Raw genomic sequence first — 15,880 nt, 5'->3', positions numbered from 1 at the left:
GTGTACCACTAATAAATGAGAGTGTGCGACCAAAACTGTTGGTGGTCAACCACTAATTTCTCGGCGCGCGCCGGTAGAGTGGGCGAGTGACCGATGAGCAGCGCCAGCCCACCACCGCCGAACTGGTCGATGTGCTGCAGCGCGCCGTCGCACTGGTCCGAAACCACTTCGCGGTCACCACGACCCGGCTCGGCGTCACTCCGGTGCAGGCCAAGGCGCTGGGGCACCTCGCCGAACCGCTGACTCTCAAGGAGCTGTCCGCCCGGCTCGGGGCGGACCTGTCCAATACGGCCACCTCGATCGACCGGCTCGAGTCACAGGGCTTGGTGCAGAAGCAGATTCATCCAACCGACCGCCGCGCCCGCCTGGTCACGCTGACCGCGGCCGGGGAGGCGCTCCGCACCCAGCTCGATGAACAGGTCTTCGGGGCGGTACCGGCGCTGGCCGTGCTGGACGCGAACCAGCAGCGCGAGCTCTACGCGCTGCTGGAACTCGTTGTCTCCCAATAGGGTTGAGCTGAGCTGCGCAGTGTTCAGCTGGGCTGGGGCGCAGCCGGGCCGGGCTGGGCTGCCGGCGCCGGATTGATCAGACCGTCCGCCACGCCGACGGCCGCCCCGACACCTGCGCCGAGCGCCATGAACGGTGCGGCGACCATGGCGTAGCCGATGACGCCGCCGATGGCCGGGACGATGACCAGGCCGATCGGCGCGAAGGGGAGTCCGGCGATCGCGCCCGAGACCACGCCGACCAGTGCGCCGGTCCACGCGATCGGACTGGCCACGACGGACCCGATCGACGCGCCGATGGCCGCGTCACCGAGGACGGCCTTCGCGACGCTGGTGGAGCGGTCATGGTCGAGCCCGGCCGCTTCGAGCGACTGCGCCAGACCGGCTTCGGTGCCCGTGGTCGCGGTATTGATCTGCTGGGTCTGCTCGGGGGTCAGAAAGAACGGCCGGTCGAGCTGGAGGGTGCCGATGTGAATCGACGAGTCCGGGATATCCAGGGCCGGCTGATCCGCCACGGCCGGTGGCGCTTCCTCGGCCAGGGCGGGTGTTACTCCCAGGAGAACCAGGGAGAGGGGAAGAGCCCCCGCAACGGCGACCCGGGCCGCACGCCGACAAAGCTGAACCGAACTTGTGGGCTGCCTTGTGCCCATAGGGAAACCTCATTCCGAGATGTCGATGACTTCGCATCAGGATTCGAAACCGGAACCCTCTCGGATCTGTCCCGATTATGGGAATTGTTGGCAGCGACGGGTTTTGCGAGGTGTCGGACGAAGTTGTGCGAGGTATGGGAAGAAATCCGGGGCCCGCGCACTGTCGTGCACGGGCCCCGGAACCGTCAGCCGCGGTGCATCCGCGGGCCCGGGCCGCCCCAATTGTGGTGGCCGTGATGGCCGTGGTGCATGAGGACCAGCATGCCCACGATGTAGAGGATGGCGAACAGGACGAAGAGGGCGCCGCCGATCCAGAGGGAGAGGATGCCGAGGTAGCGGGCTCGGTGCGAGGCGTAGCGGGCGCCGTCGGCATCGCCTTCGGACCACAGGGGAAAGACGTTCAGGGCGTGGGTGAACGCGGAGAAGGAGAGGGGCCAGAAGAACAGGAGGGACGCGACGGCCCAGCCGATATTGTTCGGCGGGCGAGTAATGGGTCGCTGTGAGGTTGCGGGGGCGGTGGCCGCGTCTGGAAGCTCGGTTGTTCGGGGCTCGTCGGGCGTCGCGGCCGGTTCGGGGGTCGTCATGGCAGCATCCTTTTCGAATTGCCTGGTCCGCGAGTTTTCGCGGGTTCTATGAGGTCGATTACGACATCGCTGTCTGGTAGCCGACCGAGAACCGCCGGTGAGGTTGCTGCGTAGGAGATTCGAGAACTATCGGAGGTCGTCGGACAGGGCGGCGGCGACCTCTGTCAGCAGCGGTGCGGCGCGGTCGATGAGCTCCTCGGTCATCCGGCCCACCGGGCCGGACACCGAAATCGCCAGCCGGGCAGGCGCTTTGGGTACCGCGACCGCCACACAGCGCACGCCGAGCTCCTGCTCGCCCTCGTCCATGGCGTATCCGGTGCGCGCGGCCTCGTCCAGCTGCCGGGCGAACTCCTCCGGATCGGTGATGGTGTTGTCGGTGTAGCGCGGCATTCCGGTGCGCTGCAACAGCTCTCGGGTCAGGTCCGGCGCCGAACCCGCCAGGATGGCCTTGCCCACGGCCGTGCAGTGCGGCAGCACCCGCCGGCCCACCTCGGTGAACATGCGCATGGAGTGCCGCGACTGCACCTGCGCCACATAGACGATCTGATCGCCGTCCAGCATGGCCATGTTCGCGGATTCACCGAGCTCGTCGACCAGCCGGGACAGGTGCGGGCGAGCCAGCACCGCCAGCATCTGCGAGGAGCTCTCACCGAGCTTGATCAGCTTGGGGCCCAGTACATATTTGCGCGACGGCTCCTGGTGCAGGTAGCCCAGATCCACCAGGGTCCGCACCAGCCGGTGAATGGTCGGCAGCGGCAGCCCCGACTCCGTGGCGAGCTGGGACAGGCCCATCATGCCGCCCTCGTCGGCCATCAGCTCCAGCAGGGCGAACGCGCGCTCGATGGACTGCACGCCGCCGGTGCCGCTCTTGGGCTCCTTCGCTGCTGGCACCCCGGTCCTCCTCAGTTTTTCCGAATGCCGGAATTCTAGGGCAGATCGTAGATCACCTGTTCTGCCCAGTAGCCTGAGGCCCATGCGGCTACGCGCGGAGTTCACGACCGAACCGTTCCATGGCGAAGGGGAGACGCCGCCGCATGCCAGAGCGGCTCTCGAACTGGCGGAGTCGGCCGGTCTGGAATGCGATTTCGGTCCGCTCGGCACCTCGGTGGCCGGGACCGACGACCAGCTGCTGCCGGTGCTGGGCCAGATCATGGTGACCGCCTTCGCGCACGGGGCGACCCGGGTGACCATGCAGGTCGAGCAGGATGACTGAGCGTTCGCCGATGGACGAGTCGCACCCCGTGCTGGTGACCCTCGCCCCGCTGCTGGAGAGAACCGGCGGCCGCCTGGTGTCCGCGCAGGAGGCCACCGCCGACGATGTCCCGCTGGTCTGGGAAGGAACGACCCTGGCCTGCGTGCGTTTCGGTCCGCCCGAGTCCGACACCCTCGGCGGCCTGGAGCGGCTGCTGGACGAGGTGGCGGCCGAGCTGGGCGGGCCGCTGGCGGGTCTGCCGCGCGTCGAGAAGCAGCGTGCTGTGCGATTGCTGGAAGAGCGGGGCGCGTTCACGTTCCGTAAGTCGGCGGAGACCGTGGCGGCGGCGCTGGGTGTCACCCGCTTCACCGTCTACAACTACCTGAACCGCGAACGCGCCTGACCGGTCTGTCGGCCGACCGATATATATTCAACGAATTGTTGACGGCCAATGTGGCCCGTGCCACTCTTCTCGGATAGCGGAATGACCCTTCCGCTATCCGAGAGAGGTTGCGCCAATGGAGACGTTGAGCGAACGCGGTTCACCTGTGGGCCAAAGAGTTTCGACGCCATACCGAAGACTGTCGACGGTCGTCCGGCCGTCGCGATCGGGCCGACTACGCGACGGAAGTGCTGCTTCCTCCGCTGATCGAGGGGGCCGGCCCGCCCGTGACTGCTGAATCCGCACCCGGCGTCCCGGGAACTCCCTCCACGCCGGGGTCCACCGCACCGGCGGTCCTGGAACCCGAAGCGCCCGAATCACATCCGGTCGATGTCGTCCCGCCGCCCTGGCAGTTGCTCGCCGGCGGCCTGCAGCACATCGCCGCCATGGTCGCCGGCGTGGTGGCGCCACCGCTGATCGTGGGGGCCGCGGTCGGCCTGGGCACCCGGGACACGGTCCTGCTCATCACCGCGAGCCTGTTCACCGCCGGACTGGCCACCCTGCTGCAGTCCCTGGGCTGGTGGAAGTTCGGCGCGCGGCTGCCGCTCATCAATGGCGGATCGTTCGCGGCGGTGGGACCGATCCTGGCCATCGCCAAGGACGCCGCGCCGGGCGAGGCGCTGCCGGTCATCTTCGGGGCCACCCTGGTGGCGGGCATGCTGGCCGTCCTCGCCGCCCCGTATTTCTCACGGCTGCACCGGTTTTTCCCGCCGATCGTGGGTGGCACGGTCATCTCGCTCATCGGCCTGTCGCTGCTGCCGGTCGCGCTCGGCTGGATCAGCGGTGCGGGCGAGGGCTCCATGGGCTCGGCGCATGTGCCGCCGAAGAACCTGCTGGACGCGGCGATCGCGCTGGTGGTCGTGCTGCTGTGCCATCGATTCCTGAAAGGGTTCGGGCGGCAGCTGGCCCTGCTGATCGGACTGGTCGCGGGTTCGCTGGCGGGATGGCCACTGGGACTGCTGGATACGGGCCCGGTGCGCAACAGCGCGCTGGTCGGTTTCATACCGCCCATGCACTTCGGTGCACCGCAGTTCCAGATCGGTGCGATCGTCTCGCTGTGCATCGTGATGCTCGTGGTGATGACCGAGTCGACCGCGACCATGATCGCGCTCGGCGAGATCGTGGACCGGCCCGCCGAGGAACAGCACATCGCGGGCGGTCTGCGGGCGGCCGGTGCCGGCACCATGCTGGCCTCGGTCATGGGCGGATTCGCCTGCGGCGCTTTCGCGCAGAACGTCGGACTGGTGGCGCTCACCCGCATGTACAGCCGTTTCGTCGTGGCCGCCAGCGGTGCGCTGCTGGTGCTGCTGGGGTTGTTCCCGGTGGCGAGCGCGGTGGTGGAGCTGGTGCCGAAACCGGCTCTGGGCGGAACGGGTCTCGTACTCTTCGGGACGGTCGCCGCGAGCGGTATCCGCACCCTGGCCAAGGCCGATCTGCACGATCCGATCAACTCCCTGATCGTGGGCGTCGCGCTGTTCATCGGCATGACACCGACGGTCGCGCCCTCTTTCTACGCCGGTTTGCCGGGACCGGTGTCGATCATCCTGGCGTCGGGGATCAGTGCGGGCTGTCTGGCGGCCCTGGTGTTGCACCAGCTGTTCGGATCCCGCACCAGCGCCGCCCTGGCGGCGGCACCGGCCGCGCGGAATACCTAACCGACTCCGGTGCGATGAGCAGCGGCGGAGGGTCGACCACGGTCGGCTCGACGCCGCTGTCCGCGTTTCGGGGTGGTCGGCACGTATGCTCGGCGAGTGCCCTGACCTGCAGTCTCTGTATATTTTCAACAAAATGTTGACGAGTTGTTGTGGCCCGTGACACTCTTCTCGAGTAGCGGAATCACCCTTCCGCTATCCGAGAGAGGTAGCGCCGATGGTGACATTGAGCGAATTCAATTCGACAGCCGGGGAACAACTCCGGCCGGACCTGCTGACCTGCTGTGACGTGCCCGCCTGGGCCGACGGCGTGCTGGCGGCCCGGCCCTATGCCGATATCGACAGCGTGCTCGCCCGGGCCGGCGAACTGGCCGGCGCCCTGAGCGGAGCCGAGGTGGATCGCGCGCTGGCCGCGCACCCCCGCATCGGCGACCGGGTGCAGGGCGCCGACACCGGATCCGCGTGGTCGCGCCAGGAGCAGGCCGGGGTCGGCCAGGACGTGGCCATCGCCGCGCAGCTGCTGGACGGCAATCGCGCCTACGAGCAGCGGTTCGGCCGGGTCTTCCTGATCTGCGCCACCGGCTTGTCCGCCGAGCAGATTCTGGCGAGCCTGCACCAGCGCCTCACCAACGACGACACCACCGAGGCGGCCGTGGTGGCCGAGGAGCTGCGCAAGATCGCGGTCTTGCGCCTGCGAAAGGTATTCGAGCAGTGAGCACCATTACGACGCACATCCTGGACTCCGCGCTGGGCAAGCCCGCGGCCGGTGTCGAGGTGCGGCTGGAACAGGTCGGCCCGGACGCGCGGGTGCTGGCCGAGGGCAAGACCGATGACGACGGCCGGATCCGCGATCTCGGCCCCGAAGGGCTCGCGGCCGGTGTCTACCGGCTCACCTTCGATATCGAAAGCTATGCCGCCGCAACGAATCAGACCTACTTCTACCCGTCGGTCTCCATCACCTTCAAGGTCGCCGGGGCGGCAGGCGAGCACTACCACGTGCCCCTGCTCATGAGCCCCTTCGCCTATTCCACCTACCGAGGAAGCTGAACTCACATGGCAATCAAGCTGGGACAGAACCAGTACGGCAAGGCCGAGAACCGCGTCGTCCGCGTCTACCGCGACACCCCGCGCCACCAGATCCGCGACCTGAACGTCTCCTCGGCGCTGCGCGGCGACTTCGCCGACGCCCACATCACCGGTGATCAGGGCGACGTGCTGCCCACCGACACCCAGAAGAACACCGCCTTCTCCTTCGCCAAGGAGAAGGGCGTGCACTCCATCGAGGAGTTCGGTCTCACCCTCGCCGACCACTTCATCTCCCGGGCCCCCACCGCCACCGGTGCGCGCGTCGAGATCGAGGAGTACGCCTGGGATCGCATCGAGGTCGACGGCCAGGGCCACGATCACTCGTTCGTGAAGTCGGGCCGGGGCGTACGCACCACCGTGGTGAATGTCGACGGCGTCGGCCCGGATCGCAAGGCCCACGTGGTCTCCGGCGTGCAGGACCTGACCCTGCTGAAGACCACGGGCTCGGAGTTCCACGGCTTCTTCAAGGACAAGTACACCACCCTGCAGCCGACCAGCGACCGCATCATGGCGACCTCGCTGGTGGCCCGCTGGCGCTACAACCACACCGACGTCGACTGGGACAAGACCTACGACGCCATCCTCAAGACCATCCTGCGGCAGTTCGCCGTGGTGCACTCGCTGGCGCTGCAGCAGACCCTCTACTCCATGGGCCGCGCGGTGCTCGAGCAGTTCACCGAGGTCGCCGAGATCCGTTTCTCGGCCCCGAACAAGCACCACTTCCTGGTGGACCTGAGCCCCTTCAATGTCGACAACCCGGGTGAGGTCTTCATCGCCGCGGACCGTCCGTACGGCCTGATCGAGGCCACCGTCGAGCGCGACGACGCCAACGAGGCCGGGAACGCCTGGCTCGCCACCCCGGGCTTTTGCTGAATGGCTCAGTGCTGATCTAGGAGGTGCGGCGATGGGTGATGACCAGAGCCGCGTGACAGAGACCATCACCCGTCCCGAGGATGCGCGACATCCCCTGGGCCAGTTGGTGGTCTACGGAACTCAGCACATTCTGACGATGTACGGCGGTGTGATCGCACCGCCGCTGATCGTCGGCGGTGCGGCCGGGCTCTCGGCGTCGGACATGGCCCTGCTGGTGACGGCGGGCCTGTTCCTCTCCGGTCTGGCCACCCTGCTACAGACTCTCGGCATCGGGCGCGTCGGCTCCAGATTGCCGATCGTGCAGGGTATTTCGTTCGCCAGTGTCTCGACGATGGTCACCATCGCGAGCGACGGCGGACTCCGGCCGGTCTTCGGCGCGATCATAGTCGCCGGTCTGATCGGGCTGGTGCTGTCCAGCTTCTTCGCCAAGCTGGTACGGCTCTTCCCGGCCGTGGTGACCGGGACGATCATCACGGTGATCGGACTCTCGTTGCTGCCCACCGCATTCCGGTGGGCAATGGGCAACGATCCCAAGGCGGCCGATTACGGCTCGATGGGCAATATCGGTTTCGCGGGGCTGACCCTGCTCATCATTCTGGTGATCAGCCGGCTCTTCCAGGGCGCGATCTCGCGGCTGTCGATCCTGATCGGCCTGGCGATCGGCACCCTGCTGGCCGTGGTCACCCACCACGCCGACTTCTCGGCGGTCGGCGAGGCGAAAATCATTGCGCTGCCGCCGATCCTGCACTTCGGCGGGCCGACCTTCGAGGCCGGGGCGATCGTGTCCATGACCATCGTGATCCTGGTGATCATGACCGAGACCACCGCCGACATCCTCGCCATCGGCGAGATCGTCGGTACCGAGGTGGATTCGGCGCGGGTGGCGGCCGGCCTGCGGGCCGACATGCTGTCCACTACGGTCGCGCCGGTGTTCGGCAGCTTCCCGTGCAGTGCCTTCGCGCAGAACGTGGGACTGGTGGCGCTCACCGGCATCAAGAGCCGATTCGTGGTCGCGACAGGCGGTTTGGTGCTCGTACTGCTGGGCTTGTTCCCGGTGGTGGGCGCGGTGGTGGCCGGGATTCCGTATCCGGTGCTGGGCGGTGCGGGCATCGTCCTGTTCGGATCCGTGGCGGCGAGCGGTATCCGCACGCTGGCGCGGGTGGACTTCACCGACAACCTCAATATGGTCATCGTCGCGGTGGCCATGGGCGTGGGCCTGATTCCGATTGCGGCGCCGACGTTCTGGGACCGGTTCCCGACCTGGCTCGGGGTGATCATGCACTCCGGCATCTCCGCCACGGCGGTGGTGGCGATCGCGTTGAACCTGGTGTTCAACGAGATCAAGGGTGGAAACAAGTCGGGCGCTTCGGTGTTCGCGGCAGCCGAGGATCGCAAGGACGAACTGGGCGAGCGCCTGGACGACGATATCCGCGACTGAATCGGCAATTTCGTATATCTCGTGCCGTACTGGCCGGTAGCTCCCGGAACTCCCTTGACGGGGTTGTTTCGGGAGCACTAGCATTTTCATATCCCGAAAAAATATTTCCGCATTGTGGAAAATAGCGGAAACGCTGCGGGAACGAACTGGAGGGATTCCTGATGACCCACTCGCTCAACTACGCCGTGAATTGCTCGCTGCTGTTCACCGAGCTGCCCATCCTGGAGCGCCCGGAAGCCGTGCGGCAGGCCGGATTCGACGCCATCGAGTTCTGGTGGCCCTTCGCCGAGGCGGTCCCGTCGGACCGGGACGTGGACGCTTTCGTCGCCGCCGTGCAGAACGCGGGCGTGCAGCTGATCGGCCTCAACTTCTTCGCCGGTGACATGGCCGGCGGCGACCGCGGCCTGGTCTCCTGGCCGTCGCGGTCCGCGGAGTTCCAGGACAATATCGACGTCACGGTCGGCATCGGAGAACGACTGGGCACCAAGGCTTTCAACGCCCTCTACGGCAACCGCGTCGACGGCGCCACCCCCGAGCAGCAGGACGAGCTGGCCGTCGAGAATCTGGCGGCGGCGGCCGTGGCCGCCTCCCGGATCGGGGCCACCATCCTGGTCGAGCCCGCTTCCGGCGCGCCGCGCTACCCGCTGCTGAAGGCCGTCGACGGCCTCGCCGTCATCGACAGGGTGCAGGCGTACGCGGGCGTCAGCAATATCGGCCTGCTCGCCGACCTCTACCACCTCGCCGTGAACGGCGACGACGTGGACAAGGTGATCTCCGAGTACACCGACCGGATCGCCCACGTGCAGATCGCCGACAACCCGGGCCGCAACGAGCCGGGCACCGGTGAGCTCCAGCTCGAGCTTCAGCTCACCGACCTCGCGTCGCGCGGCTACCGGGGCTGGGTCGGCCTCGAGTACAAGCCGTCCGGCCGTTCCGAGGACGCCTTCGAATGGCTGCCGCGCGAGCGCCGCGCCGCGAAGTAGCCCGCCGTCCAGAGACCCAGAGAACTTGCCATACAGAGGATTAGGGAATAGATCATGACCAACATCGCTTTCATCGGCCTCGGCATCATGGGCAGCCCGATGGCCGTCCACCTCCAGAACGCCGGCCACGCCGTCAAGGGCTTCGACCGCAACCCGGCCCAGGCCCAGCCGCTGGTCGACGCGGGCGGCCGTGCGGTCACCTCGATCGCGGACGCCGTACGCGGCGCGGAGGTCATCGCCGTGATGGTGCCGGACTCCCCGCACGTGCAGGAGGTACTGGCCGGTGAGAAGGGTGTCTTCGAGACCGCCGAGCCCGGCGCGCTGATCATCGACTTCTCCAGCATCCGCCCGGATGTCACCCAGGAGCTGGCGAAACAGGCCGCCGAGCGCGGCTTCCGCCTGCTGGACGCCCCGGTCTCCGGCGGCGAGCCGGGCGCGGTGAACGCGACCCTGTCCATCATGGTCGGCGGCTCGGCCGAGGACTTCGCCACCGCCAAGCCGGTTTTCGACACCGTCGGCAAGACCATCGTGCACGTCGGCACCAATGGCGCGGGCCAGACCGTGAAGGCCGCCAACCAGCTCATCGTGGCCAGCAACATCCAGGCCGTGGCCGAGGCCGTGGTCTTCCTCGAGGCCTACGGCGTCGAGCTGGGCCCCGCCCTGGACGTGCTCGGCGGCGGCCTGGCCGGTTCGGCCGTGCTGAACCAGAAGCGCGACAAGATGATCAACCGCGAGTTCGCGCCGGGCTTCCGTATCGACCTGCACCACAAGGACATGGGCATCTTCACCACCGCCGCGCGTGAGGCCGGTCTGGTGACCCCGGCCGGCTCGCTCATCGCGCAGCTGGTCGCCTCGGCCCGCGCCAATGGCGACGGCCACCTGGACCACTCTGCACTGCTGCGCGGCGTCGAGCGCCTGAGCGGCAAGCTGGACAAGGAGAACTGATTATGGCGCGCATGCGCACCGTCGACGCGGCGGTCCTGATCCTGGAAAAGGAAGGGGCCACACAGGCTTTCGGCCTGCCGGGCGCCGCGATCAACCCGTTCTACAGCGCCATGAAGGCGCACGGCGGCATCAAGCACGTGCTGGCCCGCCACGTCGAGGCCGCCTCGCACATGGCCGAGGGCTTCACCCGGGCCAAGCCCGGCAATATCGGCATCTGCATCGGGACCTCGGGCCCCGCGGGCACCGACATGGTGACCGGTCTGTACGCCGCCAGCGCGGATTCCATTCCGATCCTGTGCATCACGGGCCAGGCCCCGGTGTCCAAGCTGCACAAGGAGGACTTCCAGGCCGTCGACATCGCGTCCATCGCGAAGCCGCTGGCCAAGTGGGCGCACACCGTGCTCGAGCCCGCCCAGGTGCCCGGCGCTTTCCAGAAGGCGTTCTGGCTCATGCGCGAAGGCCGTCCGGGCCCGGTGCTCATCGATCTGCCGATCGACGTGCAGCTGGCCGAGATCGAGTTCGACATCGACACCTACGAGCCGCTGCCCGTGGCTCGCCCGGCCGCCACCCGGGCGCAGGCCGCCAAGGTGCTGCAGATGCTGAACGCCGCGAAGCGTCCGCTGATCATCGCCGGCGGCGGCATCATCAATGCCGACGCCGACGCCCTGCTGGTGAAATTCGCCGAGCTGACCGGTGTTCCGGTGGTCCCGACCCTGATGGGCTGGGGCACCATCGCCGACGATCACGAGCTGAACGCCGGCATGGTGGGTCTGCAGACCTCGCACATCTACGGCAACGAGTCGCTGCTGGCCTCGGACTTCGTGCTGGGTATCGGCAACCGGTGGGCCAACCGCCACACCGGTGGTCTCGACACCTACACCAGGGACCGCAAGTTCGTGCACGTCGACATCGAGCCGACCCAGATCGGCCGGGTCTTCGCGCCCGACTACGGCATCGTCTCCGACGCCGGCGCGGCCCTGGAGCAGTTCATCGCCGTCGCGGAATCCCTTGACGCCGTGGGTGGTCTGACCGACCACGGTGACTGGGCCAAGCAGGTGCGTGCCCGCCGCGCGACCGGACAGCGCAAGACGCACTTCGAGAACGTGCCGCTCAAGCCGCAGCGCGTGTACGAGGAGATGAACAAGGCGTTCGGCCGGGACACCCGGTACGTCACCACCATCGGCCTGTCGCAGATCCAGGCCTCGCAGCTGCTGCACGTGTATAAGCCGCGGCACTGGATCAACGCCGGTCAGGCCGGTCCGCTGGGCTGGACCCTGCCCGCCGCCCTGGGTGTCGCCACCGCGTGCAAGGACGAGCAGGTCGTCGCGCTGTCGGGTGACTACGACTTCCAGTTCCTCATCGAGGAATTGGCCGTCGGCGCCCAGTTCAACATCCCGTACATCCATGTGCTGGTGAACAACTCGTACCTGGGGCTGATCCGGCAGGCGCAGCGGGCGTTCGAGATGGACTACTACGTCCAGCTCGACTTCGAGAACATCAACTCGCCCGAGGTCAACGGCTACGGCGTGGACCACGTCAAGGTCGCGGAGGGTCTGGGCTGCAAGGCGATTCGCGTCTTCGAGCCGCAGGACATCGGTCCTGCCTTCGAGAAGGCCAAGTCGCTGATGGCCGAATTCAAGGTGCCCGTCGTGGTCGAGTGCATTCTCGAGCGCGTCACCAATGTGTCCATGGGCGCGCGTGAGATCAACGAGGTCGTGGAGTTCGAGGAGCTGGCCTCGGCCTTCGTCGACGCCCCGACCGCAACCGTCCCGCTGGACTAGAGGATTCCCATGGCTCGTGTGCTGATCGCCTCCGACAAATTCAAGGGCTCGCTGACCGCGGCGCAGGTCGGGGCCGCCGTGCGAGCCGGAATCCGGCGGGCGCGTCCCGACGCCTCGGTGGCGGTCGTGCCCGTGGCCGACGGCGGTGACGGCACCGTCGCCGCCGCGCTCGCAGCCGGTTTCGACGCGGTCCCGCTGACCGCGTCGGGGCCGACCGGGGAACCGGTGCTGACCGCCTACGCCCGCCGCGACGATCTCGCGGTCGTGGAGATGGCGGATGTGTCGGGCCTGGTGCGGCTGCCGGAAGGCCGGCTGCGACCGATGACCGCCACCAGCCGGGGCACCGGCGAGGTGATGGCGGCCGCGGTCGCGGCCGGGTGCCGCCGCATCGTGCTCGGCATCGGCGGCAGTGCCGGAACCGACGGCGGCGCAGGTCTGTTGGAGGCGCTCGGCGCCCGGCTGCTGGACGCGGATGGGCAGCCCATCGGCGACGGCGGGGCGGCTCTCACCCGGGTGCACGCCATCGACCTGACCGCCCTGCGTGAGCGGATGGACGGCGTCGAGGTCACGGTGGCCTGCGATGTCGACAATCCGCTCACCGGGCCCTATGGGGCCGCTGCGGTCTACGGACCGCAGAAGGGCGCCGATCCGGCCCAGGTGGCCGAGCTGGACGCCGCGCTCGGGCAGTGGGCGCAGCGGCTGGCCGCGGAACTCGGGTCGGATCGGCGCGACGCGGCGGGGGCCGGCGCCGCGGGGGGTGTCGGATTCGCCGCGCTCGCCGTCCTCGGCGCGACCCTGCGGCCCGGCATCGAATTGATGCTGGAGCTGGTCGGTTTCGACGCGCGGCTGGCCGGGGTGGACCTGGTAGTCACCGGTGAGGGCAAGCTCGACGAGCAGACCCTGCACGGCAAGGCGCCAGCGGGTGTCGCGGCGGCCGCGCGGGCCGCGGGGGTACCGGTGGTCGCCGTGTGCGGCCGGAACACGTTGCCGGCGGACCGGTTGCGCGAAACCGGCTTCGCCGCGGCGTATTCGCTCATCGAGATCGAGCCGGACGAACTGCGCTGCCTGAGTGCCGGCGCAATGCTGTTGCAGCAGTTGGGTATTCGCATCGCGCACGAACACCTGCCGGGTGGCGCGGGGGTGGCGGCCGTGACCGCCGAGCAATCGGGGGCCGAGAAATGAAGCAGCCGGGAGGCGACGTATGAAACTGCTGCGCGTAGGGGCCCGGGGCGCCGAGCGTCCCGTGGCCATCGATGATGAGGGCGCGCTGCGCGATCTGTCGTCCGTCACCGCCGATATCGACGGCCGGCTGCTGGGTGATCCGGCGGCGCTGAGTGCGGTGCGGTCCGCGCTCGCCGCCGGAACTCTCCCCGAGGTGGATCCGGCCGCGCGGGTCGGCGCACCGATTTCCCGGCCCGGCAAGGTGATCGGCATCGGGCTCAACTACACCGACCATGCCGCCGCCATCGGCGCGGCCATTCCGGAACGGCCCGTGGTGTTCCTGAAGCCCGGCACCACGGTGAGCGGTCCCTACGACGCCATCGAGCTGCCACCCGGCAGCCGCGCCACCGACCACGAGGTGGAGCTGGGCGTGGTGATCGGCCGCACGCTGCGCGATTGCCCGGACGCCGCCACCGCGCTGGGGGCGGTGGGCGGCTATGTCACCGCCAATGACGTCACCGAGCGCAATGGCATTGCGGGCGAACCGACCTGGGTGAAGGGCAAGTCCTTCGACACCTTCACCCCCATCGGCCCGTGGCTGGTGACACCCGACGAGGTCGCCGAACCGCAGGCGCTGAGCCTGCAGCTGTGGGTGAACGGGCAACAGCGGCAGGCGGGTACGACCGGCAATATGGTCGCCGGGGTGGGCGAACTGCTGCGGTACCTGAGCACGCTGATGACCCTGGAACCCGGTGATCTGGTGCTGACCGGAACCCCGGGTGGCGTCGCGGTCAGCCGGCCGGAGCCGAAACCCTATCTGCGCGACGGTGATGTCGTCGTCGTGGAGGTCGCCGGACTGGGCAGGCAGCAGACCCTGGCCACCGGCGTGCGCGGCGCCGTCGTCACCGGGGGATGAGTTTCCCGCGGCGGCGTCCGAAGCGCTGCTGGGGCGCCGACGACGTCGCCGCGGGATGATCCGAACGGCCCGGTCACTGTGGGGACCGGGCCGTTCGTCCTGTCCGGGGCCGGTTATCGATCGGGTACACGCAGCCAGGCAGCCGGTCAGGACTTGTTGCCGCCCAGGCTGAATCGCACGCCGGACGGGTCGGCCACCGCCGCCAGCCGGCCGTACGGGGTGTCCTCGGCGGGCCGCACCACGCTGCCGCCCAGCTCGGCGACCTTGCGCACGGCGGCGTCCACGTCCTCGACGCCGAAGTAGACGGTCCAGTATCCGGGCACACTCGGCGGCAGGAAGCTGCTCGAGTCCATCACGCCGCCCAGCATCGGGGTCACGGAATGGATGGTGGTGTACCGGAATTCGGGCGTATCGCCAATGGTGAACGGGTCCTTCCAGCCGAAGACCTCGCGATAGAACTTCAGGGCGTCGTCGTAGTTGCGCGTGTGCAGTTCGAACCACGAGGGCGCGCCCACATGCTCCTCCCACTGCCCGCCGCCGACCATGCCGCGCTGCTCGAACCCGGCCATGGTCCCGGCTTCCCACACGCCGATCCCGACCCCGCCGTTGTCACCGAACACGCCGAACTTGCCGAGGTCCCCGACCGTCGTCACCGGCGCCGCGATCATCCCGCCGGCCGCCGGGACGGCCGCCGCGGTCGCCTCGGCGTCCGGGCTGGCCAGGTATATGGTCCACTGATCGGGCCCGCCGCTCCCGTCATTGCGCATCCCGCCCGCGACGGCCAGGCCGTCCTTGCGGAAGGTGATGTAGTCGCCGTACTCGGGCGCGACATCCGCGCTCCACCCGAACAGCTCGCCGTAGAAGTCGATGGCGCTGTCGGTGTCGGTGGTGAAGAGATCGGTCCAGACCGGATCGCCCGGCTGTGTCACGTAGGACATGGTCAACTCCTCGAATCGGTATTTCGGTCCCCGGGAATGGAGACGACGCCCGGCTCCGGAAATCATCGTCTTCCGCGGGCCCGAAGCGGGGATGGCGGCGGACGGCGTGTCCGGCGCCGGCATGACAACTGTCATGGCCGGGAGGTGATGGTTGGCAGATTCGGCGAGGTCGGCGCGACCGTAGCGTCATTCCTGTAGCGCACAAACCGATTACAGGAGTTCCGACCATGGCCGACAACATCGCCGCAGTGCCCGCGCCGCAGTCGCAGGACCGGCCGAACCTGCTGCGCATGCTCGCACCCACCGCCCGTGACATCGCGGTGCCGCTCGCGGCGTACTACCTCCTGCACTGGGCCGGGTACTCCGATTTCCTCGCGCTGCTGGCGGGCGCGGTGTTCTCCGGCGTCGTGGTCGTCGTCGAGGCGATCCGGGCCCGGCGCGTCGACGCCCTGGCCGCGCTCATCCTGGCCGGCTTCGTCTTCGGCATTGCCAGCTCGCTGATCAGCGGCGACGCCCGGATGATGATCGTGCGGGACTCGCTCACCACCGCCGTCATCGGTCTGGCGTTCGGGGTGAGCGCACTGCTGGGAAAGCCGCTGACCTACGTGGCGGCCCGGAAGGCCTTCGCGAACTCACCGGCGAAGCTGGCGGAGATGGAGCACAATTTCCGCACCAACCCGCTGGTGCGCCGCGTGCACAACCGGATCGCCGGGATGTGGGGCGTGGGCCTGGT

Annotated in this window: 18 protein-coding genes; 14 read left to right on the top strand and 4 right to left on the bottom strand. The window is 68.4% G+C overall.

Annotated features, from left to right (window positions below; all coding sequences use genetic code 11):
* Positions 1-86 precede the first annotated feature (86 nt).
* Positions 87-509, top strand: a complete 423-nt coding sequence (locus ACWEQQ_RS20430) for a MarR family winged helix-turn-helix transcriptional regulator (RefSeq protein ID WP_452349283.1) — start codon at positions 87-89, stop codon at positions 507-509.
* A gap of 23 nt (positions 510-532) precedes the next feature.
* Here the strand turns inward: ACWEQQ_RS20430 and ACWEQQ_RS20425 are convergent, their stop codons facing one another.
* From ACWEQQ_RS20425 to ACWEQQ_RS20415, 3 genes are all read right to left on the bottom strand, one after another.
* Positions 533-1,021, bottom strand: coding sequence for a hypothetical protein (locus ACWEQQ_RS20425; RefSeq protein ID WP_452349282.1), 489 nt, complete (start codon positions 1,019-1,021; stop codon positions 533-535).
* A gap of 320 nt (positions 1,022-1,341) precedes the next feature.
* Positions 1,342-1,740 (bottom strand): CD225/dispanin family protein, encoded by a 399-nt coding sequence (locus ACWEQQ_RS20420; protein ID WP_452349281.1) that lies wholly within the window; start codon positions 1,738-1,740, stop codon positions 1,342-1,344.
* Between the two features lie 126 nt (positions 1,741-1,866).
* On the bottom strand, positions 1,867-2,631 hold the full coding sequence (locus tag ACWEQQ_RS20415) for an IclR family transcriptional regulator (protein ID WP_379379229.1): 765 nt from the start codon (positions 2,629-2,631) through the stop codon (positions 1,867-1,869).
* Positions 2,632-2,713: 82 nt separating this feature from the next.
* Between ACWEQQ_RS20415 and ACWEQQ_RS20410 the strand changes: the two genes are divergently transcribed.
* From ACWEQQ_RS20410 to ACWEQQ_RS20355, 12 genes are all read left to right on the top strand, one after another.
* Positions 2,714-2,953: a thiamine-binding protein gene (locus ACWEQQ_RS20410; protein WP_452349280.1), complete on the top strand. Its 240-nt coding sequence runs from the start codon at positions 2,714-2,716 to the stop codon at positions 2,951-2,953.
* Complete coding sequence (locus tag ACWEQQ_RS20405) at positions 2,946-3,335, top strand: helix-turn-helix domain-containing protein (RefSeq protein ID WP_452339103.1); 390 nt, start codon at positions 2,946-2,948, stop codon at positions 3,333-3,335. The genes ACWEQQ_RS20410 and ACWEQQ_RS20405 overlap by 8 nt, the downstream gene beginning before the upstream one ends.
* A gap of 266 nt (positions 3,336-3,601) precedes the next feature.
* Entirely contained in the window at positions 3,602-5,029 is a 1,428-nt protein-coding gene (locus ACWEQQ_RS20400; RefSeq protein WP_452349279.1) for a nucleobase:cation symporter-2 family protein, read from the top strand.
* Positions 5,030-5,243: 214 nt separating this feature from the next.
* Complete coding sequence (gene uraD, locus ACWEQQ_RS20395) at positions 5,244-5,741, top strand: 2-oxo-4-hydroxy-4-carboxy-5-ureidoimidazoline decarboxylase (RefSeq protein WP_452349278.1); 498 nt, start codon at positions 5,244-5,246, stop codon at positions 5,739-5,741.
* Positions 5,729-6,073 (top strand): hydroxyisourate hydrolase, encoded by a 345-nt coding sequence (uraH, locus tag ACWEQQ_RS20390; RefSeq protein ID WP_354840832.1) that lies wholly within the window; start codon positions 5,729-5,731, stop codon positions 6,071-6,073. Before uraD ends, uraH begins: the two co-directional genes overlap by 13 nt.
* Before the next feature lie 6 nt (positions 6,074-6,079).
* Positions 6,080-6,985, top strand: a complete 906-nt coding sequence (gene pucL, locus ACWEQQ_RS20385) for a factor-independent urate hydroxylase (RefSeq protein ID WP_452339106.1) — start codon at positions 6,080-6,082, stop codon at positions 6,983-6,985.
* A 31-nt stretch (positions 6,986-7,016) separates the two neighbouring features.
* Positions 7,017-8,423, top strand: a complete 1,407-nt coding sequence (locus ACWEQQ_RS20380) for a nucleobase:cation symporter-2 family protein (protein WP_452349277.1) — start codon at positions 7,017-7,019, stop codon at positions 8,421-8,423.
* A gap of 161 nt (positions 8,424-8,584) precedes the next feature.
* Positions 8,585-9,406, top strand: coding sequence for a hydroxypyruvate isomerase family protein (locus tag ACWEQQ_RS20375; RefSeq protein ID WP_452339108.1), 822 nt, complete (start codon positions 8,585-8,587; stop codon positions 9,404-9,406).
* A 54-nt stretch (positions 9,407-9,460) separates the two neighbouring features.
* Complete coding sequence (locus ACWEQQ_RS20370) at positions 9,461-10,351, top strand: 2-hydroxy-3-oxopropionate reductase (protein ID WP_379399768.1); 891 nt, start codon at positions 9,461-9,463, stop codon at positions 10,349-10,351.
* 2 nt (positions 10,352-10,353) lie between these two features.
* Complete coding sequence (gene gcl, locus ACWEQQ_RS20365) at positions 10,354-12,132, top strand: glyoxylate carboligase (RefSeq protein ID WP_452339109.1); 1,779 nt, start codon at positions 10,354-10,356, stop codon at positions 12,130-12,132.
* Positions 12,133-12,141: 9 nt separating this feature from the next.
* Entirely contained in the window at positions 12,142-13,314 is a 1,173-nt protein-coding gene (locus ACWEQQ_RS20360) for a glycerate kinase (protein WP_452349276.1), read from the top strand.
* Between the two features lie 19 nt (positions 13,315-13,333).
* The gene (locus tag ACWEQQ_RS20355; protein WP_452349275.1) at positions 13,334-14,209 is read left to right on the top strand and encodes a fumarylacetoacetate hydrolase family protein; all 876 of its coding nucleotides are present in this window, start codon (positions 13,334-13,336) and stop codon (positions 14,207-14,209) included.
* 146 nt (positions 14,210-14,355) lie between these two features.
* Here ACWEQQ_RS20355 and ACWEQQ_RS20350 read toward each other — a convergent pair whose 3' ends face one another.
* Positions 14,356-15,147 carry a VOC family protein gene (locus tag ACWEQQ_RS20350; RefSeq protein WP_452349274.1) on the bottom strand — a complete coding sequence of 264 codons (792 nt, stop codon included), beginning with the start codon at positions 15,145-15,147 and terminating at the stop codon, positions 14,356-14,358.
* 227 nt (positions 15,148-15,374) lie between these two features.
* Here ACWEQQ_RS20350 and ACWEQQ_RS20345 point away from each other — a divergent pair.
* Positions 15,375-15,880, top strand: a 506-nt coding sequence (locus ACWEQQ_RS20345; protein ID WP_452349273.1) for a VC0807 family protein, incomplete at its 3' end; no start/stop codon positions are given.

The sequence above is a fragment of the Nocardia sp. NPDC004123 genome, from assembly GCF_053603795.1.
This window is presented reverse-complemented; position numbering and strand designations above follow the sequence as displayed.